General features: G+C 55.4%; 22 protein-coding genes and 1 riboswitch. Of the genes, 12 read left to right on the top strand and 10 right to left on the bottom strand.

Annotated elements, in window-relative coordinates; all coding sequences use genetic code 11:
• The 5 genes from mraZ to leuO all read right to left on the bottom strand — a co-directional run bounded on the left by mraZ (window position 1) and on the right by leuO (window position 5,774).
• Window positions 1-459 (bottom strand): division/cell wall cluster transcriptional repressor MraZ, encoded by a 459-nt coding sequence (mraZ, locus tag ACOT0L_RS05280; RefSeq protein WP_014830641.1) that lies wholly within the window; start codon window positions 457-459, stop codon window positions 1-3.
• 592 nt (window positions 460-1,051) lie between these two features.
• Window positions 1,052-2,056: a catabolite repressor/activator gene (gene cra / locus ACOT0L_RS05275; protein WP_003856369.1), complete on the bottom strand. Its 1,005-nt coding sequence runs from the start codon at window positions 2,054-2,056 to the stop codon at window positions 1,052-1,054.
• Window positions 2,057-2,232: 176 nt separating this feature from the next.
• Entirely contained in the window at window positions 2,233-2,727 is a 495-nt protein-coding gene (gene ilvN / locus ACOT0L_RS05270) for an acetolactate synthase small subunit (protein WP_001252742.1), read from the bottom strand.
• Window position 2,728: 1 nt separating this feature from the next.
• Window positions 2,729-4,453 (bottom strand): acetolactate synthase 3 large subunit, encoded by a 1,725-nt coding sequence (gene ilvI / locus ACOT0L_RS05265; RefSeq protein WP_045308063.1) that lies wholly within the window; start codon window positions 4,451-4,453, stop codon window positions 2,729-2,731.
• 376 nt (window positions 4,454-4,829) lie between these two features.
• Window positions 4,830-5,774 (bottom strand): transcriptional regulator LeuO, encoded by a 945-nt coding sequence (leuO, locus tag ACOT0L_RS05260; protein ID WP_022647036.1) that lies wholly within the window; start codon window positions 5,772-5,774, stop codon window positions 4,830-4,832.
• A 627-nt stretch (window positions 5,775-6,401) separates the two neighbouring features.
• Between leuO and leuL the strand changes: the two genes are divergently transcribed.
• The 5 genes from leuL to leuD all read left to right on the top strand — a co-directional run bounded on the left by leuL (window position 6,402) and on the right by leuD (window position 11,261).
• The gene (leuL, locus tag ACOT0L_RS05255) at window positions 6,402-6,488 is read left to right on the top strand and encodes a leu operon leader peptide (RefSeq protein WP_057979999.1); all 87 of its coding nucleotides are present in this window, start codon (window positions 6,402-6,404) and stop codon (window positions 6,486-6,488) included.
• A 91-nt stretch (window positions 6,489-6,579) separates the two neighbouring features.
• A complete protein-coding gene (gene leuA, locus ACOT0L_RS05250) occupies window positions 6,580-8,151 on the top strand; it encodes a 2-isopropylmalate synthase (protein ID WP_022647035.1) in 1,572 nt (523 codons plus the stop codon).
• Window positions 8,151-9,242: a 3-isopropylmalate dehydrogenase gene (leuB, locus tag ACOT0L_RS05245; RefSeq protein ID WP_022647034.1), complete on the top strand. Its 1,092-nt coding sequence runs from the start codon at window positions 8,151-8,153 to the stop codon at window positions 9,240-9,242. Before leuA ends, leuB begins: the two co-directional genes overlap by 1 nt.
• 2 nt (window positions 9,243-9,244) lie before the next feature.
• Window positions 9,245-10,645, top strand: a complete 1,401-nt coding sequence (gene leuC / locus ACOT0L_RS05240) for a 3-isopropylmalate dehydratase large subunit (RefSeq protein WP_038415324.1) — start codon at window positions 9,245-9,247, stop codon at window positions 10,643-10,645.
• A gap of 10 nt (window positions 10,646-10,655) precedes the next feature.
• Window positions 10,656-11,261: a 3-isopropylmalate dehydratase small subunit gene (leuD, locus tag ACOT0L_RS05235; protein WP_045622483.1), complete on the top strand. Its 606-nt coding sequence runs from the start codon at window positions 10,656-10,658 to the stop codon at window positions 11,259-11,261.
• A gap of 92 nt (window positions 11,262-11,353) precedes the next feature.
• Here leuD and ACOT0L_RS05230 read toward each other — a convergent pair whose 3' ends face one another.
• The 3 genes from ACOT0L_RS05230 to sgrT all read right to left on the bottom strand — a co-directional run bounded on the left by ACOT0L_RS05230 (window position 11,354) and on the right by sgrT (window position 13,174).
• Entirely contained in the window at window positions 11,354-11,506 is a 153-nt protein-coding gene (locus ACOT0L_RS05230) for a Hok/Gef family protein (protein ID WP_010427008.1), read from the bottom strand.
• Window positions 11,507-11,722: 216 nt separating this feature from the next.
• The gene (locus tag ACOT0L_RS05225; protein ID WP_126502819.1) at window positions 11,723-12,901 is read right to left on the bottom strand and encodes a sugar efflux transporter; all 1,179 of its coding nucleotides are present in this window, start codon (window positions 12,899-12,901) and stop codon (window positions 11,723-11,725) included.
• A 120-nt stretch (window positions 12,902-13,021) separates the two neighbouring features.
• A complete protein-coding gene (sgrT, locus tag ACOT0L_RS05220) occupies window positions 13,022-13,174 on the bottom strand; it encodes a glucose uptake inhibitor SgrT (RefSeq protein WP_003856388.1) in 153 nt (50 codons plus the stop codon).
• 88 nt (window positions 13,175-13,262) lie between these two features.
• Between sgrT and sgrR the strand changes: the two genes are divergently transcribed.
• The 4 genes from sgrR to thiQ all read left to right on the top strand — a co-directional run bounded on the left by sgrR (window position 13,263) and on the right by thiQ (window position 18,341).
• Window positions 13,263-14,918, top strand: coding sequence for an HTH-type transcriptional regulator SgrR (gene sgrR, locus ACOT0L_RS05215; RefSeq protein ID WP_023299314.1), 1,656 nt, complete (start codon window positions 13,263-13,265; stop codon window positions 14,916-14,918).
• A gap of 36 nt (window positions 14,919-14,954) precedes the next feature.
• Window positions 14,955-15,055, top strand: a riboswitch (TPP riboswitch).
• 31 nt (window positions 15,056-15,086) lie between these two features.
• Window positions 15,087-16,070 (top strand): thiamine ABC transporter substrate binding subunit, encoded by a 984-nt coding sequence (gene thiB / locus ACOT0L_RS05210; protein WP_022647029.1) that lies wholly within the window; start codon window positions 15,087-15,089, stop codon window positions 16,068-16,070.
• Window positions 16,046-17,656, top strand: coding sequence for a thiamine/thiamine pyrophosphate ABC transporter permease ThiP (thiP, locus tag ACOT0L_RS05205; protein WP_022647028.1), 1,611 nt, complete (start codon window positions 16,046-16,048; stop codon window positions 17,654-17,656). The genes thiB and thiP overlap by 25 nt, the downstream gene beginning before the upstream one ends.
• Window positions 17,640-18,341, top strand: coding sequence for a thiamine ABC transporter ATP-binding protein ThiQ (gene thiQ / locus ACOT0L_RS05200; protein WP_126502820.1), 702 nt, complete (start codon window positions 17,640-17,642; stop codon window positions 18,339-18,341). Before thiP ends, thiQ begins: the two co-directional genes overlap by 17 nt.
• A gap of 43 nt (window positions 18,342-18,384) precedes the next feature.
• On the opposite strand, the gene ACOT0L_RS05195 is transcribed toward thiQ, so the two are convergent.
• Both ACOT0L_RS05195 and araC read right to left on the bottom strand, forming a co-directional pair.
• The gene (locus ACOT0L_RS05195) at window positions 18,385-19,152 is read right to left on the bottom strand and encodes a DedA family protein (protein ID WP_017383796.1); all 768 of its coding nucleotides are present in this window, start codon (window positions 19,150-19,152) and stop codon (window positions 18,385-18,387) included.
• Window positions 19,153-19,270: 118 nt separating this feature from the next.
• Window positions 19,271-20,116, bottom strand: a complete 846-nt coding sequence (gene araC / locus ACOT0L_RS05190; RefSeq protein ID WP_126502821.1) for an arabinose operon transcriptional regulator AraC — start codon at window positions 20,114-20,116, stop codon at window positions 19,271-19,273.
• A gap of 335 nt (window positions 20,117-20,451) precedes the next feature.
• Here araC and araB point away from each other — a divergent pair, with 335 nt between their 5' ends.
• The 3 genes from araB to araD all read left to right on the top strand — a co-directional run bounded on the left by araB (window position 20,452) and on the right by araD (window position 24,465).
• Entirely contained in the window at window positions 20,452-22,170 is a 1,719-nt protein-coding gene (araB, locus tag ACOT0L_RS05185) for a ribulokinase (protein ID WP_126502822.1), read from the top strand.
• A 10-nt stretch (window positions 22,171-22,180) separates the two neighbouring features.
• A complete protein-coding gene (gene araA / locus ACOT0L_RS05180; RefSeq protein ID WP_015572656.1) occupies window positions 22,181-23,683 on the top strand; it encodes an L-arabinose isomerase in 1,503 nt (500 codons plus the stop codon).
• An 86-nt stretch (window positions 23,684-23,769) separates the two neighbouring features.
• A complete protein-coding gene (gene araD, locus ACOT0L_RS05175) occupies window positions 23,770-24,465 on the top strand; it encodes an L-ribulose-5-phosphate 4-epimerase (RefSeq protein ID WP_023295910.1) in 696 nt (231 codons plus the stop codon).
• Window positions 24,466-24,538: the final 73 nt, after the last annotated feature.

Genomic DNA, 24,538 nt, shown 5'->3' with positions numbered 1-24,538 from the left:
TTATAGAGACAAGTCCTGCAGCCGTTCCGATAATGTTGCGGAATCAGACTGCTCAGCGTCGATATCTTCCTTGACCTGTTGATACCAGGTCGTTTCGTCCCACAGTTCAAACTTGTTGAACTGCCCGACCAGCATCACTTCTTTAGTCAGACCGGCATGTTGCCGCAACACAGGCGCAATCAATAATCGCCCGGCGCTATCCATCTGACATTCACTGGCATGTCCCAATAACAACCGCTGTACGCGGCGTTCCTGCGGGTTCATGCTCGACAGTCGCGACAGCTTTTGCTCAATGATTTCCCATTCAGGCAAAGGATAAAGCAGCAGGCAGGGGGAGTTGATGTCAATGGTGCAAACCAGTTGACCCGAAGCGTTCTCAATCAGCTGGTCACGGTATCGGGTTGGTACCGATAAACGCCCTTTGCTGTCGAGATTGACTAACGTTGCTCCACGGAACATGCCAGCCTCACCCCTCCTCACCACTTTAACCCACAAATTCCCACCTGAAGGAGTTTACGGAGCGAGGGAAAAGCTTGTCAAGCCAGGACTCTCTCTGTACGGACCCGAAAGCATCCTATTTACAGAGCAAGAGTGACCTGGCTAATAACTAAACAACTGGCGAGGCAAAATTAACGTTATGAATATTTGTAAGAAAAAAACCGAATATGCACACGAGCGTTAAGACTCACTCAATATCATCGCAGGGAAATATAAAGTGTCAGTTTGCGACGCGGGCAGCATTTTAAGGCATATCGCCGGGGGATAACAGCACCAGTTTAATCCCGAGGCAATATGGATTCGTTCGTGTGCATTGAGGCCTGGAGGGAGAGTGAAAAATGGCTGAATATTCATCGGCTGGCGCCTGTTTGTAACAAAACAATACAAAGAAATGTCAGTCAAAAATTTATAATTGTGCTTTTTAACACCAAAATGGATTCAGAAAAATAGCAGGCTATGAATCTTAGAGATAAATCCTAATTTTTATCCGGGAATTATTTATCGCAATAAATTCGCCGCAAAAGGGGGCAGTTATACCGCCCCTGTGGAAATATTAATGGCGGCTCAAAATTCCACGCCGATAGAGATTACGTTTGATACGCGTAAGCCCGGGTTTCGGCTTGCGGGGTTCATCCAGGCTTGCCAGAACAATCTCCAGCACGCGCTCGGCGACGTCGCGGTGACGCTGAGCCACGGCCAGCACTGGGCATTGCAGGAAGTCGAGCAGTTCGTTATCACCGAAGGTAGCAATCGCCAGATCGGATGGCAGCTTGCCATCGCGACGTAACGTCACGTCCATCACTCCCTGCAACAGAGCAAACGAGGTGGTAAACAACGCCTGCGGCATCGGGTGCGTTTCCAGCCATTTCTCGAACAGCTGGGCAGCCGCTTCGCGCTCATAACTGTTGGCATAGAGATAATGAACGTCACGCGGATCGTCTTTCCATGCCGTACGGAACCCTTGTTCACGCAGGAAGCTTACCGAAAGTTCAGGCAAAGCGCCAAGATAGAGCACCGTTTCAGCCGGGAAGGTACGCAGCTCGGCAGCCAGCATTTCTGCATCGTCCTGATCGGCACCCACGACGCTGGTGAAATGTTCACGATCGAGCGCACGATCCAGCGCCACTATCGGGAACGGATCGTTCGCCCAGCGCTGATAGAACGGATGCTCGGGTGGTAAAGAGGTCGACACGATGATGGCATCAACCTGACGTTGCAGCAGATGCTCAATGCAGCGCATCTCGTTGTCGGGCTGATCCTCGGAGCAGGCAATCAACAGCTGATAGCCCCGCTGACGAGCCTGACGTTCCAGATAGTTGGCGATGCGGGTATAGCTGGTGTTTTCCAGGTCCGGGATCACCAGGCCAATAGAGCGGGTGCGCCCGGCACGTAAACCTGCGGCGACAGCATTCGGATGGTAATTATGCTCACGAACGACTGCCATCACTTTCTCAACGGTCTTATCGCTGACACGATACTGCTTTGCTTTACCGTTAATCACATAGCTGGCCGTGGTTCTCGACACGCCGGCGAGCCGGGCGATTTCATCCAGTTTCACAATTGCCCCTCAAAAAAAGAAAAGAGTCCATGGCCCTGTCAAGGTTATGGTTAAATATTTTAACATCTAAACGCAGAATAGCCTTCACGGCAACCGCTTTTGTCTGCGTTGTCGGCGGATTACGCAAAAAAAAGCCCGGCTTTGGCTACCGGGCTGAAAGAGGCGAACCTATTGCGCTACTCACGCATGATTTTATCGCCGCGCGAGAGGCCAACAACGCCAGAGCGCGCAACTTCAACAATTTTTGCCACATCCCTGACAGAGGCCAGGAAAGCGTCCAGCTTATCGCTCGTTCCGGCAAGCTGGACAGTATATATAGAAGGCGTGACGTCAATAATCTGCCCACGGAAAATATCCGTGTTGCGCTTGACCTCTTCACGGCCGTAACCGCTGGCCTGAATTTTCACCAGCATCACTTCACGCTCGACGTAAGCCCCCTGCCCCAGCTCGCTGACGCGCAGTACGTCAACCAGCTTGTGTAATTGCTTTTCGATCTGCTCAAGCACTTTCGCATCGCCGACAGTCTGGATCGTCATGCGCGAGAGCGTAGGATCATCGGTCGGTGCCACGGTCAGGCTTTCAATGTTATAGCCGCGCTGGGCAAAAAGCCCAATAACCCGCGACAGTGCGCCCGACTCATTTTCCAGTAATACAGATAATATCCGGCGCATATCAGGTTCTCTCCGTTTTGCTTAACCACATTTCATCCATACCACCGCCACGAATATGCATCGGATAAACGTGCTCTGTGCCATCGACGATAACGTCCATGAAGACGAGGCGATTGTTTTTAACGTGCTCAAGCGCTTCGCCGAGCTTCGCTTCCAGCTCTGACGGATCGGTTACCCGCATGCCAATATGACCATAGGCTTCAGCCAGACGGACAAAGTCCGGAAGTGATTTCATATAGGACTGAGAGTGACGGCCCGAATAAATCATATCCTGCCACTGTTTTACCATGCCGAGGTAACCGTTATTCAGGTTCAGCACCAGCACTGGCAGTTCATATTGCAGCGCAGTGGAAAGTTCCTGAATATTCATCTGTATACTGCCGTCACCCGTTACGCAAATAACCGTTTCGTTTGGCAACGCCAGCTTTACCCCCAGCGCGGCGGGCAAACCAAAGCCCATCGTGCCGAGCCCGCCTGAGTTGATCCAGCGACGCGGTTTATCAAACGGGTAATACAGCGCAGCAAACATCTGATGCTGGCCCACGTCAGAAGTGACATACGCATCGCCATTAGTCAGACGCCAGATCGTCTCGATCACCGCCTGCGGTTTGATGTTCTCACTTTGCGTGTCGTATTTAAGGCACTGACGGCCACGCCATTGCTCGATTTGTTGCCACCAGTCGCGGATCTCGTCCAGCGGTTGAGAGGCGGTCTCCTGCGCCAGCAGATCCAACATTTGATCCAGCACCTGTCGTGCGTCTCCCACGATCGGCACATCCGCCGGCACCGTTTTAGAGATAGAAGTAGGATCGATATCAATGTGCAGCACCGTCGCATTCGGGCAGTATTTCGCCAGGTTGTTCGTGGTGCGATCGTCAAAACGCACACCGACGGCGAAAATCACGTCAGAATTGTGCATCGTCATATTGGCTTCGTAGGTGCCGTGCATACCCAGCATGCCCAGCGCCTGCCGATGCGTGGCAGGGAATGCCCCCAGCCCCATCAGTGATGACGCAACAGGAAGATTGAGCTTCTCGATCAGTTCGCGTAGTTGCGTTTCGCAGGCTGCATTGACGGCGCCGCCCCCCACATAGACCACCGGTTTTTTCGCAGACAGCAGCGTTTGCAGCGCACGTTTAATCTGTCCTTTGTGCCCTTGCGTGGTCGGATTATACGAACGCATGCTCACCGACTCAGGCCAAAGGTAAGGCAGTTTATTCCCCGGATTGAGAATATCTTTTGGCAGATCGACAACCACTGGCCCAGGACGACCGCTGGCGGCCAGCCAGAAGGCTTTTTTCAGTACGCCCGGGATATCTTCAGTTTGTTTAACCAGAAAGCTGTGCTTCACCACGGGGCGTGAGATCCCCACCATGTCGCACTCCTGAAACGCATCATAGCCAATCAGCGACGTCGCCACCTGTCCGGAAAGAATGACCAGTGGAATAGAGTCCATATACGCAGTCGCTATGCCGGTAATGGCATTGGTCGCCCCCGGCCCGGAAGTGACCAGCACAACACCCACTTCGCCCGTGGCGCGGGCCAGGCCGTCAGCCATATGCACAGCAGCCTGTTCATGACGAACCAAAACATGATCAATACCGCCTACCGTGTGCAGCGCGTCGTAAATATCGAGAACCGCGCCTCCGGGATAGCCGAACACTTGTTTCACGCCCTGATCGATAAGCGATCGGACGACCATTTCCGCGCCAGACAACATCTCCATGCTTTGCCTCCAGGCTTTTGTTATAGACGGTCTACAGAATTCATTTCCGCGCCGTCTTCTGACAGGGTAAACCCATCTTATAATGTGCAGAGTGATGGATACCTTAACCGCTCGTTATGAGGCAGGCAATTAGCAAACGGGATGCGGGAATGAGCAATAAAAGCAGAAAAAACAGCTGACAGACATGAATATGGTGAATTCGTCTGGTATGAGTGGAGACAATAATAATTCATCTCTTAAAAAGAGGATGGATCAGGAAATCATCTATTTTTGAGCATGCATAAGTAACTGAAAAAATGAACACAGAACATAATATCGCCAGTTTTAAAAACCGCAGAATAAACCGCATGATGCCATGCGGTTTATTCACCAGAACCTAGCGACGGCAAATATTGATCAGCAGCTCTTCCATCCACTGATGCCCTTTATCCCGACCCGCAGCCTCATGCCAGGAAAGATAACAGGTACGGCTATTAAGCTTGAGCGGCAGAGGTAAAATTTGCAGATTCAGTGAATCGGAGAACTCTTCAGCAAGCCAGCGCGGCGCAATAGCGACTAACTGCGTCTGAGAAACGACATTTAATACACTGACCATGGCCATTCCCTGATAAGCCACGCTGGCTTGTTTATCGGCGGTGTCATACCACGGCTGACTGAATGAGGCATATCTGTCAAGAGCAACAACGGCGTGTTGCTCACTGTAAACATCGCTTTCACGCAGCGGCGAATTCATACGAGGATGTTTTTTACTGGCGACTAACACCATTTCGTCTTTGAACAACGGAACACAGGCAAACTCTGGACGGCGGAACTCTTCGTATCCCAGAACAAACTCTGTTTCCTGATAACGAAGCTGGTGTTCAGTGTTTTGATTTAATGATGATTTAAAAACGAGATGAATATTTGGGGCGATCTGTTCAACTTTATTATATATAACAGACGTCAAATAATTATCTAACGGACTGCAAACACAGAGATGGAAAACCCGCTCACTGCTTAAGGGTTCAAAGCCCGAACCGGGAAGTTCATTTTGAACCAGCTGAAGCGCCTGACGAATCGAACCGAATAGCTGGAATGCACGCGCTGTGGGCTGAATGCCCCTCCCATAACGAACGAATAACTCGTCGTTAAACATCACCTTAAGTCTGGCTACGGCATTACTCACGGCAGGCTGAGACATTCCCAGAGATTGCGCTGCTCGCGTAATATTCTGCTCCTGCATCACTGCATCGAATACAGTTAACAAGTTAAGATCCACTGTGCGTAACTGAGGCTTAACCCCATCATAAGTCTGTGGTTGGTTAATATTATTTTCTGGCATTTCTGACTCCACCGTCACGCTAAATTCCCTTTGCCCAGGTACAGTAATAACTTCGAAAAATATGATTTACCATGCATATACAACAAGCGAAAGGAAATTATTTAAAATTCGGAATATATAAAGAGCCCCATTCACCGAGCGGCTTTACGCACCCCATAAATGAAGAGTTAAAAATCGTTCAAAAGATATCTCAAACTTTATTGTGAGCATGAAACCATAAACCAGACAAATACACAATCAACGCTCTCATTAATAATGACTTAAGCGTTATTAAACCATTAATAGTATACAACGCATATTCATTAACAAATTGATATCAATTTTGATAACTTACTTACCCGTAAATCATTCATGAAGTCTATAAATCAATGATATGAAACACATTCCATTTCATAGCATGTTGGTGAAAATAGTATGTTCAATTGCTACCAATTATATTCAAATTATTCCAGAGATGAATCCCCAGTCCAATAATAGACAATAAAATCGGTTAGCCACGCAAAAACCAGCACAATTAGCTAATGTATTCTCCCTGCGTTGGGTCCTGGTTTTGTCTGGGAGGGGTTGACATGAGTCGGCGTATCCAGTACCACTAAAAGCATATCGCATTCACCTGGAGCAGGATTCATGATTCGCACCCTTCGTTTCACCGGTCTACTACTACTAAACGCATCCACTGTGCGCGGTAGACTGGCGGGCGAAATTCAGCGTTGAATCGTCTTCAGTAAAACTAAAAACCCGCGCCACTGCGCGGGTTTTTTTATGCTCGTAGCAAGGCGCCCTAAGACTGACAAGGACCTAACCCATGAGCCAGCAAGTCGTTATTTTCGATACTACTTTACGTGACGGTGAACAGGCATTACAGGCGAGCCTGAGTGTTAAAGAAAAACTGCAAATTGCGCTGGCCCTGGAACGCATGGGTGTAGACGTAATGGAGGTCGGTTTTCCTGTCTCCTCGCCGGGTGATTTTGAGTCAGTGCAGACCATCGCCCGCACCATCAAAAACAGCCGCGTGTGCGCTCTGGCTCGCTGCGTTGAGAAAGATATCGATGTGGCCGCGGAATCCCTGAAAGTTGCAGAAGCTTTCCGTATCCATACTTTTATTGCCACCTCCCCCATGCACATTGCAACCAAGTTGCGCAGCACGCTGGATGAAGTGATCGAACGTGCGGTGTATATGGTTAAACGGGCGCGTAACTACACTGACGACGTGGAATTTTCCTGTGAAGATGCAGGCCGCACGCCGATTGACGATTTGGCCCGTGTTGTGGAAGCCGCTATTAATGCCGGAGCCAGAACCATCAACATCCCGGATACCGTCGGCTACACCATGCCGTTTGAGTTTGCCAACATCATTACCGGTCTGTATGACCGCGTACCAAATATTGATAAAGCCATTATCTCTGTACACACCCACGATGACCTGGGTCTGGCCGTTGGCAATGCTATCGCGGCGGTGCACGCCGGCGCGCGTCAGGTAGAAGGCGCGATGAACGGCATCGGCGAACGCGCAGGCAACTGTTCGCTGGAAGAAGTGATCATGGCGATCAAAGTGCGCAAAGACATCATGGACGTGCACACACGCATCAATCACAACGAAATCTGGCGCACCAGCCAGACCGTCAGCCAGATTTGCAACATGCCGATCCCGGCCAACAAAGCGATTGTCGGTACGGGCGCGTTCGCTCACTCTTCCGGTATCCACCAGGATGGGGTGCTGAAGAACCGTGAAAACTACGAAATCATGACTCCGGAATCCATCGGTCTGAACCAGGTTCAGTTGAACCTGACCTCACGCTCTGGTCGCGCGGCAGTGAAGCACCGTATGGAAGAGATGGGCTACAAGGACAGCGATTACAACATGGATCAGCTGTACGACGCCTTCCTGAAGCTGGCGGACAAGAAGGGCCAGGTGTTCGATTACGATCTGGAAGCGCTGGCATTCATCAACAAACAGCAGGAAGAGCCAGAGCACTTCCGTCTGGACTACTTCAACGTCCAGTCCGGCTCAAGCGACATCGCCACCGCCTCCGTTAAGCTGGCCTGCGGGGATGAAATTAAAGCGGAAGCCGCCAACGGCAACGGCCCTGTGGATGCCATTTACCAGGCGATTAACCGCGTCACTGAGTACGACGTAGAGCTGGTGAAATACGACCTGACGGCTAAAGGGCACGGTAAAGACGCCCTGGGTCAGGTGGATATCGTCGTCAATTATAACGGTCGCCGCTTCCACGGTGTGGGTCTGGCGACAGATATCGTCGAATCCTCCGCGAAAGCGATGGTGCATGTCCTGAACAACATCTGGCGCGCCGCCGAAGTCGAAAAAGAGTTGCAACGCAAAGCTCAGAATAAAGAGAACAACAAGGAAACCGTGTGATGTCGAAGAATTACCATATTGCTGTGTTGCCGGGTGACGGTATTGGCCCGGAAGTGATGGCACAGGCGCTGAAAGTACTGGAAGCCGTTCGTTCGCGTTTTGCGATGAAAATTACCACCAGCCACTACGATGTGGGCGGTATTGCGATTGATAACCACGGTACGCCATTGCCGAAAGCCACTGTGGAAGGCTGTGAAAATGCCGATGCCGTGCTGTTTGGCTCCGTGGGCGGCCCTAAGTGGGAACATTTGCCGCCAGCAGAGCAGCCGGAGCGCGGTGCGCTGCTGCCGCTGCGTAAACATTTCAAACTGTTCAGCAACCTGCGTCCGGCGAAGCTGTACCCGGGGCTGGAAGAGTTTTGCCCGCTGCGCGCGGATATCGCGGCCAACGGTTTCGACATTCTCTGCGTGCGTGAGCTGACCGGCGGCATCTACTTCGGTCAGCCAAAAGGTCGCGAAGGCAGCGGTCAGCATGAGAAAGCGTTTGATACCGAGGTCTATCACCGTTTTGAAATTGAACGTATCGCCCATATCGCGTTTGAGTCAGCGCGCAAACGCCGCCGTAAAGTGACCTCTATTGATAAAGCGAACGTGCTCCAGTCTTCCATTTTGTGGCGCGAAATCGTCAGTGAAGTCGCTAAGCAGTACCCGGACGTTGCGCTGTCGCATATGTATATCGACAACGCAACGATGCAGCTGATCAAAGATCCGTCTCAGTTTGACGTGCTGCTGTGCTCCAACCTGTTCGGCGATATTCTCTCGGATGAATGCGCCATGATCACTGGCTCCATGGGCATGCTGCCCTCGGCCAGCCTGAACGAAGAAGGCTTTGGCCTGTACGAACCGGCGGGGGGCTCCGCGCCGGATATCGCAGGCAAAAACATCGCCAACCCGATTGCGCAGATCCTCTCCCTGGCTCTGCTGCTGCGCTACAGCCTGGATGCAGGCGATGCAGCAACCGCAATTGAAAACGCCATTAACCGGGCGTTAGAAGAAGGCGTCCGTACCGGTGATTTAGCACGCGGCACGGCGGCAGTCAGTACCGATGAAATGGGCGACATCATTGCCCGCTATGTCGCTGAAGGGGTGTAATCATGGCTAAGACGTTATATGAGAAGTTGTTTGATGCGCACGTTGTTTACGAGACGCCAGACGAAACCCCACTGTTGTACATCGACCGTCATCTGGTACACGAAGTGACGTCTCCTCAGGCATTTGACGGCCTGCGTGCGCACAAGCGCCCGGTGCGTCAGCCGGGTAAAACCTTTGCCACGATGGATCACAACGTTTCCACCCAGACCAAAGACATTAATGCATCTGGCGAGATGGCGCGTATCCAGATGCAGGAGTTGATTAAGAACTGTAACGAGTTTGGCGTGGAGCTGTACGATCTGAACCACCCCTATCAGGGCATCGTCCACGTAATGGGGCCTGAACAGGGTATTACTCTGCCGGGCATGACCATTGTCTGCGGCGACTCCCACACCGCGACGCACGGCGCATTTGGCGCCCTGGCGTTCGGGATTGGCACCTCTGAAGTGGAACACGTTCTGGCGACGCAGACCCTGAAGCAGGGCCGCGCCAAAACCATGAAGATTGAAGTGAAGGGGAAAGCCGCGCCGGGTATCACCGCGAAAGATATCGTGCTGGCGATTATCGGCAAAACCGGTAGTGCAGGCGGTACCGGTCACGTCGTTGAGTTCTGCGGCGACGCTATCCAGGCGCTGAGCATGGAAGGTCGTATGACCCTGTGCAACATGGCCATTGAGATGGGTGCCAAAGCAGGCCTGGTGGCCCCAGACGACACCACCTTCAACTATGTGAAGGGGCGTCTTCATGCGCCGAAAGGACAGAATTTTGACGACGCGGTAGCGTACTGGAAAACCCTGAAAACGGACGAGGGGGCAATTTTTGATACCGTTGTGACGTTGCAGGCGGAAGAGATCGCCCCGCAAGTCACCTGGGGCACCAACCCGGGCCAGGTCATTTCCGTCAACGACAGCATTCCTGACCCGGCTTCCTTCGCCGATCCGGTCGAGCGCGCGAGTGCGGAAAAGGCGCTGGCTTACATGGGGTTGAAACCCGGCGTACCGCTGACCGACGTGAGCATTGATAAAGTGTTCATCGGCTCCTGCACTAACTCCCGTATCGAAGATTTACGCGCTGCGGCAGAAATTGCAAAAGGCCGCAAAGTGGCACCGGGCGTGCAGGCGCTGGTTGTGCCGGGCTCCGGTCCGGTGAAAGCCCAGGCGGAAGCGGAAGGTCTGGATAAGATCTTTATCGAAGCAGGCTTCGAGTGGCGCCTGCCCGGCTGCTCCATGTGTCTGGCGATGAACAACGACCGCCTGAATCCGGGCGAGCGCTGTGCCTCCACCAGCAACCGTAACTTTGAAGGCCGTCAGGGCCGCGGTGGGCGCACCCACCTGGTCAGCCCGGCAATGGCCGCCGCTGCGGCAGTCACCGGTCATTTCGCCGATATTCGCAGCCTGAAATAAGGAGACAATCATGGCAGAGAAATTTACCCAACATACGGGCCGTGTTGTCCCGCTGGACGCCGCTAACGTCGATACTGACGCGATCATTCCTAAACAGTTTTTGCAGAAAGTGACGCGCACGGGTTTTGGGGCGCATCTGTTCAACGACTGGCGCTTCCTCGACGATAAAGGCGAAGTGCCGAACCCGGAGTTCGTCCTGAACTTTCCGCAATACAAAGGCGCCTCCATTCTGCTGGCGCGGGAAAACTTTGGCTGCGGATCGTCGCGTGAACACGCGCCATGGGCATTGACCGACTACGGTTTTAAAGTGGTTATCGCCCCAAGCTTCGCGGATATCTTCTACGGCAACAGCTTCAACAACCAGCTGCTGCCGGTGACGCTGAGTGACGAACAGGTCGATGAACTGTTTGCGCTGGTGCAGGCAAATCCGGGGATGTCGTTTGAAGTGGATCTGGAAGCAGAAGTGGTGAAAGCCGGTGACAAGACCTACAGCTTTAGCATTGATGCGTTCCGTCGCCACTGCATGCTGAACGGTCTGGATAGCATTGGCCTGACGCTGCAACACGAAGAGGCTATCTCCGCCTACGAGAAAAAACAGCCTGCGTTTATGGGCTAAAGGCAATGGCCCGCAGGGCGCGGGCCATTGATAAGGGTGCGTTGAGGCGTAACCACTCTGGAGAGGCGGGGAAACTTTCCCCGCCAATACCGCTAACGTTTTGCTTCGTAAGCCAACACTGCCGCCAGCTCTGTTTTCTCCTGTCTGAAGTGCAGCTCACACAGCGAGTCACGCACCATCCAGGTGAAGATCAACAACGTCGTACAGATCAGAAACAAACCTAACAGCAGAGTACGTTTTGGCATTCCAGCCTCCTTATTGCTTTTCGGCAATGAAGAGACTAACCTCGCAATGTTGGTTGTGAAGTTGGTCTCCCCATCATTTTTTTGATGTGGGACTCTCCACTGTTTGCCTCTTGCGAAAGCCTGAGGCAAACAGCCTCAAGCACCCGTCACGCACTCTATGCGCCTTCTCTGCTCCTGTCAGAAAATCGTTTCATTTCGTGAAGCCGCCTTCCAGAATCAAACGTCTTTAACCCGGCACGTTAACACAAGCGTGATGACCGAAATCGCTGCGATCACCCAGTACACGGATGCATGTCCATAGCTTTGCGACAGCGCCCCCTGAATTACCCCTGCCAGAATCACGCCGGTAGAGATACTGTTTGTAAACAGCGTGGTCGCGGAGCCTGCTCGCCCCGGCATTAAATCCTGGAACCAGAGCATGCCGATCCCGGCAACGATTCCGATAAATACCGCGTTAAATAGCTGTAACGCCAGCAAAGCTTCCCGCGAATGGAAAAGGATTAACCCCGCGTAGAACACCATCCCAGCCGCCACGGCGACGACCATCATCCGACGCTTTCCGAAACGTTTTACGTAGTAACCCGCCAGAATCATCGCCGGGATCTCCAGCCCGGCAGCGGTGCCCATCAGGATCCCCGCGAGCTTGTCGGGCAGTCCCAGATCGCTGCTGATCCACAGCGGCATATCGATAATGTACATGGTGTTGCAGGTCCACATCAGCGTGGAGGCGATAAACAACATGCGGACGTTTTTATCCTGCCAGCCGCTTACCTGGGTGATGGGCTTGTCCGTCACCTGCTCTACGCGCGCCACCGATGGCAGCACAAAGGCTATCAGCGCCAGGCTGATGGCAAAAATTCCCGCGGCGATGGTGAACATGACGGTGAAACCGTAGTTCAGCGCCAGCATGAACGCCAGCGGGGGGCCGATGACCCATGCGAGAGAGAGCTGCGCACGCATCACCGAGCTGAACATCACCACTTCCCGCGCCGAGTTGTCGGCGTACTCCCGGGCCAGAGCGAAGAGCTGCGGCATGGCGGTGTTCGCCAGAGAGGCCAACAGCACGCCACAGGTGATAAGCGTCAGGTAGTGACGATTAAAGGCAAACAGCAACGCGTTGCCCACGGCCATGGCGCAACAAAAGAGGATCAGCTTGCGGCGATCGCCCTGGCTGTCGGATCGTTTCGCCAGCCACAGGCTGACGAGGATCCCGGCAATGGCGTTGACGGTGTAGAACAGGCCTACCCAAAATGGCTGCGCCCCAACCTCACGGCTGAGAAACAGGCTCAGCGTCGGCGCCTGTAGCGCACCGGCCACGCCCATCATGAAGGCCACCAGCATAAAAGCGGCGTACACGCCGTTCAGGCGTCGCCCCATCGTCATCAACCAGAGCATGCGCAAGTCCTTATGAAAGCGAATCGAAATTGGGTGAAATAGTAAACGAAAAAAGCCAGCAAAAACATTTTGCTGGCGGGTGTTTAGCACCAATACTCAGTCACACATGATCGAGGCGAGTTAGCGAGAAGAGGTCGGTTTCGTAACGTCCCACTGCATCAGATCTTCCAGTATTCTCAGCCGCTGCTCTGCGCACTGGCGGGCCAGCCAGGACACTCCCTTTGTCGCTGAAAAATAGTGCTGATAAAACTGACGTGCGGTAGACCTCTTCATAATTTACCTCCTCGCTTCATCGATAAGGATTATTGGCTTAATATAGGGATTAATAAATTGCTGATTTTTTGTCAGGAGTTCCTCTTTTATGCCTTCTGGTCGTCTGCAACAACAATTTATCCGCCTCTGGCAGTGCTGCGAGGGGCAATCGCAGGAGACCACGCTGAACGAGCTGGCCGAGCTCCTCAACTGCTCCCGGCGTCATATGCGTACCCTCCTCAACACCATGCAGCAGCAGGGCTGGCTAAACTGGGAGGCTGAAGCCGGACGCGGCAAGCGCTCGCGCCTGACTTTCCTTTATACCGGCCTGGCGCTACAGCAACAGCGGGCAGAGGATCTGCTGGAGCAGGACCGCATCGATCAGCTGGTCCAGCTGGTGGGCGACAAAGCCGCCGTGCGCCAGATGCTGGTCTCGCATCTGGGACGCAGCTTTCGTCAGGGACGCCACATTCTGCGAGTGCTTTACTATCGCCCAATGAAAAATCTGTTGCCCGGTACGGCGTTACGTCGCTCTGAAACCCACATGGCCCGGCAGATTTTTAGCGGTCTGACGCGGATAAATGAGGAAAACGGGGAACTGGAAGCGGATATTGCCCATCACTGGCAACAGGTGTCTCCGTTGCACTGGCGCTTCTTTTTACGTCCCGGCATTCATTTCCACCATGGACGCGAGCTGGAGATGCGCGACGTTATCGATTCCTTAGAGCGCGCCCGCACGCTGCCGCTCTATTCGCATATCGCGCGGATCCACTCCCCCACGGCCTGGACCCTGGATATTGAGCTATCGCATCCGGACAAATGGCTTCCGTGGCTTCTGGGCTACGTGCCCTCGATGATCCTGCCTGCCGAGTGGCGATCCCTGAACAATTTTTCCAGCCAGCCGATTGGTACGGGCCCCTACTCCGTTTCACGGAACAACAGTAATCAGCTGAAGATCCGCGCCTTTGATGATTACTTTGGCTATAGGGCACTGATCGACGAAGTCAACGTCTGGGTACTGCCGGATCTCAACGAAGAGCTGAGCGCAGGCCTGACGCTGGAAGGGCCAACAGCCGGTGAAAAGGCGTTCGAAAGCCGCCTGGAGGAGGGCTGCTACTACCTGCTCTTCGATAGCCGCAGCCATCGCGGGGCGAATCACGACGTACGCAGGTGGATCAGCCATGTTCTGGCGCCCGCTAACCTGATTTATCACGCAGAGGAGCAATACCAGACCTGGTGGTTCCCGGCCTATGGCCTGCTTCCGCGCTGGCACCATGCGCAGCCAGTACGCAGTGAAAAACCTGCCGGACTGGAGACCATCACCCTCAGCTACTATCGCGATCACATTGAGCACCGGTTTATCGCAAGGATCATGAGTAAGCTGCTGGCAGCCGAGGGCGTGACGCTGGCGATACAGGAAGTGGACTATGATGAATGGCACCGTGGAGATGTTATCAGCGATATCTGGCTCAACAGTGCGAACTTCACGCTGCCGCTTGATTTTTCGCTCTTCTCTCACCTGTATGAAGTGCCCCTGATTCAGCACTGTATCAATCGGGACTGGCAGCGGGACGCCGCACGGTGGCGGGCAGGAGAAATGGATCTGGCCGCCTGGTGTCAGGAGCTCCTGGCCGGGCAGACGATCGTACCGTTGATTCACCACTGGCTGCTGATCCAGGGTCAGCGCAGCATGCGCGGCCTGCGAATGAATACCCTGGGCTGGTTTGATTTTAAATCCGCGTGGTTTGCGCCGCCGGAGCCATAACGCTTTCGTAATATTCACCAAATCATTACAATAGCGCCGTTCTCAACGGGGTGCTGCATCACTGATGTGCGCTGAGATAATACCCGTCGAACCTGATCCGGATAACGCCGGCGAAGGGATTTGAGGCTGTCTCTCAAAATCCTTTGCCACTCAACCCTGAGGTGCAAAGTGTTAAAAAACGTTCTTCCTCTGCTGGCGCTGTTTGCGCTGCCTGTTTTTGCTAAGCCTGTCCTGACGGTCTACACCTACGACTCCTTCTCCGCCGACTGGGGCCCCGGCCCGGCGGTGAAAAAAGCCTTTGAAGCCGACTGCAACTGCGAGCTGAAATTCGTGGCACTGGAAGATGGTGTCTCTCTGCTTAACCGGCTGCGTATGGAAGGCAAAAACAGCAAAGCCGACGTGGTGCTCGGGCTGGATAACAACCTGCTGCAAGCCGCCACTCAAACCAGACTGTTCGCCAAAAGCGGCGTGGCGGCAGATGCCGTCAACGTGCCGGGCGGCTGGAAAAACGACACCTTCGTTCCCTTTGATTACGGTTACTTTGCGTTTGTCTACGATAAAAACAAGCTGAAGAATCCGCCCAAAAGCCTGAAAGAGCTGGTCGAAAGCGATCAGAAGTGGCGCGTGATTTATGAAGATCCGCGCACCAGCACGCCGGGTCTGGGGCTGCTGTTGTGGATGCAGAAAGTCTATGGCGACAAAACGCCTGAGGCGTGGCAGAAACTGGCTGCGAAAACCGTTACCGTCACCAAAGGCTGGAGCGAAGCCTACGGCCTGTTCCTGAAAGGCGAAAGCGACCTTGTGCTGAGCTACACGACTTCTCCGGCCTACCACATTATCGCCGAGAAGAAAGACAACTACGCCGCCGCGAACTTTGCTGAAGGACATTATTTGCAGGTGGAAGTGGCCGCCCGCACCGCCGCGAGCAAACAGCCGGAGCTCGCCGAGAAATTCCTGAAGTTTATGGTTTCACCGGCATTCCAGAATGCTATTCCGACAGGAAACTGGATGTACCCGGTCACTGATGTTGCGCTGCCGGCAGGTTTTGAGCAGCTGAACAAACCGCAAACCTCCCTGGAATTTACGCCGCAGCAGGTTGCCACCCAGCGCGCCGCATGGATAAGTGAATGGCAACGCGCCGTCAGCCGCTGATCCCCGGCTGGTTAGTTCCCGGGCTGCTCGCCGCTATACTGATGGTGGTCGTCAGCCTGGGTGCATTCCTTGCGCTGTGGTTTAACGCGCCAGAGAGCGATCTGCTTGCCCTCTGGCACGACAGCTATCTCTGGCACGTCATCCGTTTCTCCTTCTGGCAGGCGTTTCTCTCCGCGCTGCTGTCGACGCTCCCGGCCATTTTCCTCGCGCGCGCCCTCTATCGCAGACGTTTCCCCGGCAGGCTTGCCCTGCTGCGGCTGTGCGCGATGACGCTGATCCTGCCCGTGCTGGTGGCGGTGTTCGGCATTCTGAGCGTCTATGGTCGGCAGGGATGGCTGGCATTCCTTTTCAACCTGCTTGGTCTGGAATGGACCTTCTCGCCATACGGCCTGAAAGGCATTCTGCTGGCGCATATTTTTTTCAATATGCCGATGGCCACGCGCCTCTTTTTACAGGCGCTGGAAAACATTCCCGGTGAGCAGCGTCAGATTGCCGCCCAGCTTGGCATGCGCGGCTGGTCGTTCTTCCGCTTTGTCGAATGGCCGTGGCTGCGACGCCAGATTGCCCCGGTTGCCGCGCTAATCTTTATGCTCTGCTTTGCCAGCTTCGCGACCGTACTTTCTCTCGGCGGCGGGCCGCAGGCCACCACCATTGAGCTGGCGATCTATCAGGCTTTAAGTTACGACTACGATCCGGGCCGCGCCGCGCTGCTGGCGATCGTGCAGATGGTATGCTGTCTGGCACTGGTGTTACTCAGCCAGAGGCTAAGCAAAACGATCCCCGCAGGAAGCAATAACATGACAGGCTGGCGCGATCCGCAGGACAGCCTGTATAGCCGCGTCGCGGATTTTATGCTGATCGCACTGGCACTCCTGCTTTTGCTGCCCCCGCTGCTGGCCGTTATCGTTGATGGACTGAATCGCAATGTGTTGTCGGTACTGCAACAACCTGTCCTGTGGCAAGCGACGTGGACCTCCTTGCGCATTGCGCTGGCAGCCGGGCTACTGTGCGTGATCCTGACCATGATGCTGCTCTGGAGCAGCCGCGAGCTGTACGCGCGTCATGCCCGTAAAGCCGGACACGCGCTGGAACTGACGGGTATGCTGATCCTGGCGATGCCGGGCATTGTGCTGGCGACCGGATTCTTTTTACTGTTCAACAGCACCATCGGCCTGCCGGAAAGCGCCGACGGCATCGTCATTTTTACCAACGCACTGATGGCCATCCCTTACGCGCTCAAGGTACTGGAAAACCCGATGCGCGACGTCAACAGCCGCTACAGCTTGCTGTGTCAGTCGCTGGGCATGCAGGGCTGGCAGCGTCTGAAGGTGGTAGAATTGCGCGCACTGAAACGCCCGCTCGCCCAGGCGCTGGCGTTTGCCTGCGTGCTGTCGATTGGCGATTTTGGCGTAGTGGCGCTCTTCGGCAACGAGGATTTCCGCACGCTGCCGTTCTGGCTTTATCAGCAAATCGGCTCCTATCGTAGCCAGGACGGCGCCGTCACGGCGCTGCTCCTGTTGCTGCTGTGCTTTGCGTTATTTACCGTTATCGAAAAACTTCCGGGGCGTGATGTTAAAACTGACTGATGTAACCTGGCTTTATGAGCACCTGCCAATGCGTTTTACCCTCTCCGTGCGTCAGGGAGAGCGAATCGCAGTGCTTGGCCCCAGCGGGGCCGGAAAAAGTACCCTGCTCAATCTGATTGCCGGTTTTTTGCAGCCTGCCAGCGGGTCGATCGTCATTGATAACGGCGAGTTTACCTACGCTCCGCCGGCTAAGCGCCCGGTGTCGATGCTGTTTCAAGAAAACAATCTGTTCAATCATCTTACGGTCTGGCAGAACATCGCGCTGGGTATGGATCCGGGGTTAAAGCTCAGTACTGCGCAGCGTCAGACGCTGGAGGCGATCGCCGAACAAATGGGCCTGTCTGCGTTTATCAACAGACTTCCGGGGGAGCTTTCCGGCGGCCAGCGCCAGCGCGTGGCGCTGGCACGCTGTCTGGTGCGCAAGCAGCCGCTGCTGCTGCTCGACGAACCCTTTTCGGCGCTCGACCCGGCCCTGCGCCAGGAGATGCTCTCGCTGGTTGAGGAGGTGTGCGAGCGCGAACAACTGACGATGCTGATGGTTTCGCACAGCATTGAAGATGCCGCACGCATCGCGCCGCGATCGGTGGTGATCGCGGAGGGACGTATTTTGTGGGATGGAGAAACAGAAGAACTTCTGAGTGGTAACGCAGGGGCATCTTCATTGTTGGGCATTCGTGCGGTCTGATGCCCTCACCCTGGCCCTCTCCCACGGGGAGAGGGAAAACACCTTAACGGCTCACCACCTTCAACAGGATCTCGCCGTACACCGGCATCAGCGGGTGGCGGATCAGCGCCACCAGCGCTACCACCGCCACGCCGAGCGTAAGTGGGGCCAGCCAGAGCAGGCGCGTGCGCGGGAGATAGCGGGTCAGGCGATCGACGCTCGCTTTCGCGCTGCGCCACAGGCGCCAGCAGAGCCAAACCGCCAGCCACAGCAGCACCGCCGTACCCAGCAGCAGCCATTTAAACTCACCGCTTTGCATACCGTCAGGAATATCAATCGCCGCGCCCGCCAGGATACCCGGCAGGAAGTAGAACGGCGGCCAGAAGACGCAGCCGATGATATTCGGCACCACAAACTTCGCGACGGGCAGATCCAGCATCCCGGCCACCATCGGCACCAGTGGACGCGTTGGCCCAACGAAGCGCCCCACGAGGATGGTGAACATGCTGTGCTGGTGCAGCGCATGCTCGGTTTTATCCAGCAGCGCTTTGTTTTTTTTCATGAACGACCAGCGGTGTAGCGGCTTCTTAAAGCGCCAGCCCAGCCAGAAGGAGATCCAGTCCCCCAGCAAACAGCCGATAATACCGGCCATCCACGCCTGCCAGAAATTGACCTCACCGCTGCCGATAAGCGCCCCAAGCCCCGCCATCATCACGGTGCCGGGCAGGATCAGCCCGACCAGCGCCAGCGACTCCAGAAACGCCACCAGCGCCACTGCGATGAGCGAATACATAACGGACTGGGTAATAAAATGTTCCAGCAATGCCTGCATAACTATTCCGGTCAGAAAACGAATCAGCGATTCTGCTTAGCGCCCTGCACCGCGTCAAGGCATCAATTGTCTGAATAGTTTACAAGATGCGCCTGAAGTTCACCTGAATGTTTACCGATTATTCACATCCCGCACGGAATTCGCTCGGGCTGGCACCGGTGCACTTCTTAAACACGCGAGAGAAATAGAGCTGATCTTCAAAGCCGACGTTACGCCCGACGGTGGCGATAGGCATTCGGGTGGTGCTGAGCAGCAGTTTCGCCTGGCTGATGCGCTGATCCTCGCGCCAGCTGAGTACGCTCACGCCAAGCTGCTGGCGGAACAGATGCGACAGCCGTGACGGCGACAGGCACACATGCTGGGCGACGCTGGCAATATCAAACTGGCTGTCGGCAAGGTGGTCGCTGATGTACTGGCAGGCGTCGCGGACGCGGTTGTCCAGCGGCGGATTAAGCGACTCGTTGATGGCCTCCATGCGGCGCAGCAGCACCTGTTCAAGCAGGTTGATGGCCAGCAGTTCGGCGTAGCGCCCTCCCGCCTGCCCTGCCTCAATAATCTGTGCAAACAGCTCACGGAACTGCGCCAGATGCGCCTCATCCGGGCGATATAAACCGGTATGGGCGAAAATGGCCGGCCACGAGAGCCACTCCTGCCAGTAGGCGCGCGGACGGAAATAGACCCACTGGTGATACCACTCTTTGGCATCCGGGTGGCGTCCGTAGTGGTGGATCTCCCCCGGCGGGAACAGCAGCATATCACCAGGGCGGCAGATAAACTGCCGATCGCCGTTTTTAATCACCCCTTCCCCGCGAACGGTCAGGTTCAGAATATACCCTTTCATTCCGAGCGGTCGATCGACGTAGAAATCGAGATACCCCTCGGCCTCAATGGGCGTCAGCCCCGCCACCAGATGGGCGTTAAATGAGTATCCCGGCAGCAGGGGATCGTTTTGCGTTTCGGCCATAGATTCAGTTCTCCCAAGGGTCCTGAAGGAAACCAATTGTCCATATCGATAAAAGCAGTATAAAAATGGCCCGCGAAAAGATCCAAAAAGCATCACGCCTCTTTTACGTCCGCCATGTTTCAGCCTTTTCCCCTGATTTCTCCGCCAGCACGGGCGGATAAGCAGTAACAAAAGTGTCTATAAGTACGGCAGAAATGTCCACATTGAATATTTGCACGGCGTCACACTTTCAATCGTAACAGCAATTTAGTCCATAAGATTAGCGGATCCTGCCTGACGATCTTTGTCCCCAGTCTCTAATGTTCTTCCATACCTGTTTTGGATGGAGCAACACCATGGCAATTGCAATTGGCCTCGATTTTGGCAGCGACTCAGTTCGCGCGCTGGCAGTGGACTGTACGACTGGCCGGGAGATAGCAACCAGCGTTGAGTGGTATCCGCGCTGGCAAGAGGGGCGCTACTGCGATGCGCCGAACAACCAGTTCCGCCACCACCCGCGTGATTACATTGAATCAATGGAAGCGGCGATCAAAACCGTGCTGGCGGAGCTGACGGACGCCCAGCGGGCCGACGTCGTGGGGATTGGCGTCGACAGTACCGGTTCAACGCCGGCCCCGGTTGATGCAGAAGGCCGCGTACTGGCGCTTCGCCCGGAGTTTGCCGATAACCCGAACGCCATGTTTGTGCTGTGGAAAGACCATACCGCCGTGGAAGAGGCGGAAGCCATCACCCGCTTATGCCACCAGCCGGGCAAAACCGACTACTCGCGCTACATCGGCGGGATCTACTCCAGCGAATGGTTCTGGGCAAAAATCCTGCACGTTACCCGCGCGGACGCGTCGGTCGCACAGGCAGCGGCGTCATGGATTGAGCTGTGCGACTGGGTTCCCGCCCTGCTTTCCGGCACCACTCGCCCGCAGGCTATTCGCCGTGGCCGTTGCAGCGCCGGGCATAAATCGCTGTGGCATGAAAGCTGGGGTGGTCTGCCTCCGGCAGCGTTCTTCGATGAACTCGACCCGATCATCAACAAAAACCTGACATACCCGCTGTTTACCGACACCTTCACCGCCGATATTCCGGTCGGCATGCTCTGCGAAGAGTGGGCGAAACGCCTCGGTCTGCCGCAAAACGTGACCATTTCCGGCGGCGCGTTCGACTGCCATATGGGCGCCGTGGGCGCGGGTGCGCAGCCTAACACGCTGGTGAAAGTGATTGGCACCTCCACCTGCGACATTCTGACGGCGGATAAAACGACCGTTGGCGACCGCGCGGTGAAGGGTATCTGCGGTCAGGTTGACGGCAGCGTGGTGCCCGATTTTATCGGCCTCGAAGCGGGTCAGTCCGCGTTTGGCGATATCTACGCCTGGTTTGGCCGGGTGCTCGGCTGGCCGCTGGATCAGCTGGCGGCCGCGCATCCTGAACTGAAAACCCAGATTACCGCGAGCAAAAAACAGCTCCTGCCGCAGCTCACCGAAGCCTGGGCAAAAAATCCGTCTCTCGATCACCTGCCGGTGGTGCTGGACTGGTTCAACGGCCGTCGTACGCCGTTTGCCAACCAGCGTCTGAAAGGGGTGATTACCGATCTCAACCTGGCGACCGACGCGCCCGCGCTGTTTGGCGGCCTGATCGCCGCCACCGCGTTCGGCGCGCGCGCCATCATGGAGTGCTTCACCGGGCAGGGCATTGACGTGAACAACGTGATGGCTTTGGGCGGTATCGCCCGTAAAAACCCGGTGATCATGCAGGCCTGCTGCGACGTGCTCAACCGTCCGCTGCAAATTGTGGCCTCCGATCAGTGCTGTGCGCTGGGCGCAGCGATTTTCGCTGCCGTGGCCGCAGGCGTCCATGCGGATATCCCGACCGCGCAACAGCATATGGCGAGCGCCGTCGAAAGTACGCTCCAGCCGCAGGCACAGCAGGCACAGCAGGCACAACGCTTTGAACAGCTTTATCAGCGCTACCAGCAATGGGCAAAAAGCGCCGAACTTCACTATCTCCCTGTCGCCGCCCCGGCCAAAAGTACCGCGGACACTACGGCAACCCTGACACATTAAGGACACGATAATGACCATTTTTAATAATTATGAAGTGTGGTTTGTGATTGGCAGCCAGCATTTATACGGACCGGAAGCGTTGCAGCAGGTGACGAAACACGCGGAGCACGTTGTGAATGCGCTGAACGCGGAAGCCAAACTGCCGTGCAAACTGGTGCTGAAGCCGCTGGGTACTACGCCGGACGAAATCACTAACATCTGCCGCGATGCCAATTACGATGACAAATGCGCTGGCCTGGTGGTGTGGCTGCACACCTTCTCGCCAGCCAAAATGTGGATCAACGGCCTGGCTATCCTCAACAAACCGCTGCTGCAATTCCACACTCAGTTCAACGCCTCCCTGCCGTGGGACAGCATCGACATGGACTTCATGAACCTGAATCAGACCGCGCACGGCGGTCGCGAGTTCGGCTTCATCGGCGCACGTATGCGTCAACAACATGCCGTGGTGACCGGCCACTGGCAGGACGGCCAGGCACAAAAACGCATTGGCTCCTGGATGCGTCAGGCGGTCTCTAAGCAGGATACCCGTCACCTTAAAGTGGTGCGTTTCGGCGACAACATGCGTGAAGTTGCCGTAACCGACGGCGACAAAGTGGCCGCGCAGATCAAGTTCGGCTTCTCCGTGAATACCTGGGCAGTGGGCGACCTGGTGCAGGTGGTGAATGACATCAGCGATGGCGACGTTAACGCGCTGGTGGACGAGTACGAAAGCAGCTACCGCCTGACGCCTGCGGCACAGGTCAACGGCGACAAGCGCCAGAACGTGCTGGATGCCGCACGCATTGAACTGGGCATGAAGCGCTTCCTGGAACAGGGCGGCTTCCATGCCTTCACCACCACCTTTGAAGATCTCCACGGCCTGAAACAGCTCCCGGGTCTGGCGGTACAACGTCTGATGCAGCAGGGCTACGGTTTTGCGGGCGAAGGCGACTGGAAAACTGCCGCTCTGCTTCGCATCATGAAGGTGATGTCAACCGGTCTGCAGGGCGGCACCTCTTTTATGGAAGACTACACCTACCACTTCGAGAACGGCAACGATCTGGTGCTCGGCTCGCACATGCTGGAAGTGTGTCCCTCTATCGCCGTTGAAGAGAAACCGATCCTCGATGTGCAGTACCTCGGCATTGGCGGCAAAGCGGATCCGGCCCGTCTGATCTTCAACACCCGTACCGGCCCGGCCATTAACGCCAGCCTGATCGACCTCGGCGACCGTTTCCGCCTGCTGGTGAACTGCGTCGATGCTGTGGAAACTCCGCATTCTCTGCCGAAACTGCCGGTCGCGAACGCCCTGTGGAAAGCGCAACCTGACCTGCCAACCGCGTCGGAAGCCTGGATCCTGGCCGGCGGCGCGCACCACACCGTCTTCAGCCACGCGCTTGACCTGAACGATATGCGTCAGTTTGCCGAGCTGCACGACATCGAACTGACCGTGATTGATAACGACACCCGTCTGCCAGCCTTTAAAGACGCGCTGCGCTGGAACGAAGTCTATTACGGTTCAAAACGCTAAGCCCTGAATGCCCGGTGGCACTTCGTTTACCGGGCCTACGGTTCTGTAGGCCGGATAAGCGCAGCGCCATCCGGCAGGAGACGACAATGTTAGAAGATCTCAAACGTCAGGTACTCGAAGCCAACCTGGCGCTGCCAAAACATAACCTGGTGACCCTGACTTGGGGCAACGTCAGCGCCGTTGACCGGGAAAAAGGCGTGTTCGTGATCAAGCCTTCGGGCGTGGATTACACGGTGATGACCGCGGAAGATATGGTGGTGGTCAGCATCGAAACGGGTGAAGTGGTTGAAGGCAATAAAAAGCCCTCCTCCGATACACCCACTCACCGCCTGCTGTATCAGGCCTTCCCGACCATCGGTGGGATTGTGCATACCCATTCGCGTCACGCGACCATCTGGGCGCAGGCGGGCCAGCCAATTCCGGCCACCGGCACCACCCACGCGGACTACTTTTACGGCACCATTCCCTGCACGCGTCTGATGACCGATGCGGAGATCGGCGGTGAGTACGAATGGGAAACCGGGAACGTGATCGTCGAAACCTTCGAAAAACAGGGTATCGACGCGGCGCAAATGCCCGGCGTGCTGGTGCACTCCCACGGTCCGTTTGCCTGGGGTAAAAACGCGGAGGACGCGGTGCACAACGCGATCGTGCTGGAGGAAGTCGCCTACATGGGGATCTTCTGCCGCCAGCTGGCACCGCAGTTGCCGGATATGCAGCAAACCCTGCTCGATAAGCATTATCTGCGCAAGCACGGCGCGAAGGCGTACTACGGGCAGTAAAACATTGTCCGGTGGCGCTGCGCTTATCGGGCCTACGGATCCTGTTGGCCGGATAAGCGTAGCGCCATCCGGC

The sequence above is a fragment of the Enterobacter cloacae complex sp. XAL002 genome, assembly GCF_049236805.1.
In the GTDB taxonomy this organism is placed as follows: domain Bacteria; phylum Pseudomonadota; class Gammaproteobacteria; order Enterobacterales; family Enterobacteriaceae; genus Enterobacter; species Enterobacter intestinihominis.
This window is presented reverse-complemented; position numbering and strand designations above follow the sequence as displayed.

What these genes read in the sequence shown, in the direction of transcription:
- mraZ (WP_014830641.1), bottom strand. Translation starts at nt 459, where the DNA reads ATGTTCCGTGGAGCAACGTTAGTCAATCTCGACAGCAAAGGGCGTTTA.
- ilvN (WP_001252742.1), bottom strand. Translation starts at nt 2,727, where the DNA reads ATGCGCCGGATATTATCTGTATTACTGGAAAATGAGTCGGGCGCACTG.
- ilvI (WP_045308063.1), bottom strand. Translation starts at nt 4,453, where the DNA reads ATGGAGATGTTGTCTGGCGCGGAAATGGTCGTCCGATCGCTTATCGAT.
- leuO (WP_022647036.1), bottom strand. Translation starts at nt 5,774, where the DNA reads ATGCCAGAAAATAATATTAACCAACCACAGACTTATGATGGGGTTAAG.
- leuL (WP_057979999.1), top strand. Translation starts at nt 6,402, where the DNA reads ATGATTCGCACCCTTCGTTTCACCGGTCTACTACTACTAAACGCATCC.
- leuA (WP_022647035.1), top strand. Translation starts at nt 6,580, where the DNA reads ATGAGCCAGCAAGTCGTTATTTTCGATACTACTTTACGTGACGGTGAA.
- leuB (WP_022647034.1), top strand. Translation starts at nt 8,151, where the DNA reads ATGTCGAAGAATTACCATATTGCTGTGTTGCCGGGTGACGGTATTGGC.
- leuC (WP_038415324.1), top strand. Translation starts at nt 9,245, where the DNA reads ATGGCTAAGACGTTATATGAGAAGTTGTTTGATGCGCACGTTGTTTAC.
- leuD (WP_045622483.1), top strand. Translation starts at nt 10,656, where the DNA reads ATGGCAGAGAAATTTACCCAACATACGGGCCGTGTTGTCCCGCTGGAC.
- ACOT0L_RS05230 (WP_010427008.1), bottom strand. Translation starts at nt 11,506, where the DNA reads ATGCCAAAACGTACTCTGCTGTTAGGTTTGTTTCTGATCTGTACGACG.
- ACOT0L_RS05225 (WP_126502819.1), bottom strand. Translation starts at nt 12,901, where the DNA reads ATGCTCTGGTTGATGACGATGGGGCGACGCCTGAACGGCGTGTACGCC.
- sgrT (WP_003856388.1), bottom strand. Translation starts at nt 13,174, where the DNA reads ATGAAGAGGTCTACCGCACGTCAGTTTTATCAGCACTATTTTTCAGCG.
- sgrR (WP_023299314.1), top strand. Translation starts at nt 13,263, where the DNA reads ATGCCTTCTGGTCGTCTGCAACAACAATTTATCCGCCTCTGGCAGTGC.
- thiP (WP_022647028.1), top strand. Translation starts at nt 16,046, where the DNA reads ATGGCAACGCGCCGTCAGCCGCTGATCCCCGGCTGGTTAGTTCCCGGG.
- thiQ (WP_126502820.1), top strand. Translation starts at nt 17,640, where the DNA reads ATGTTAAAACTGACTGATGTAACCTGGCTTTATGAGCACCTGCCAATG.
- ACOT0L_RS05195 (WP_017383796.1), bottom strand. Translation starts at nt 19,152, where the DNA reads ATGCAGGCATTGCTGGAACATTTTATTACCCAGTCCGTTATGTATTCG.
- araC (WP_126502821.1), bottom strand. Translation starts at nt 20,116, where the DNA reads ATGGCCGAAACGCAAAACGATCCCCTGCTGCCGGGATACTCATTTAAC.
- araB (WP_126502822.1), top strand. Translation starts at nt 20,452, where the DNA reads ATGGCAATTGCAATTGGCCTCGATTTTGGCAGCGACTCAGTTCGCGCG.
- araA (WP_015572656.1), top strand. Translation starts at nt 22,181, where the DNA reads ATGACCATTTTTAATAATTATGAAGTGTGGTTTGTGATTGGCAGCCAG.
- araD (WP_023295910.1), top strand. Translation starts at nt 23,770, where the DNA reads ATGTTAGAAGATCTCAAACGTCAGGTACTCGAAGCCAACCTGGCGCTG.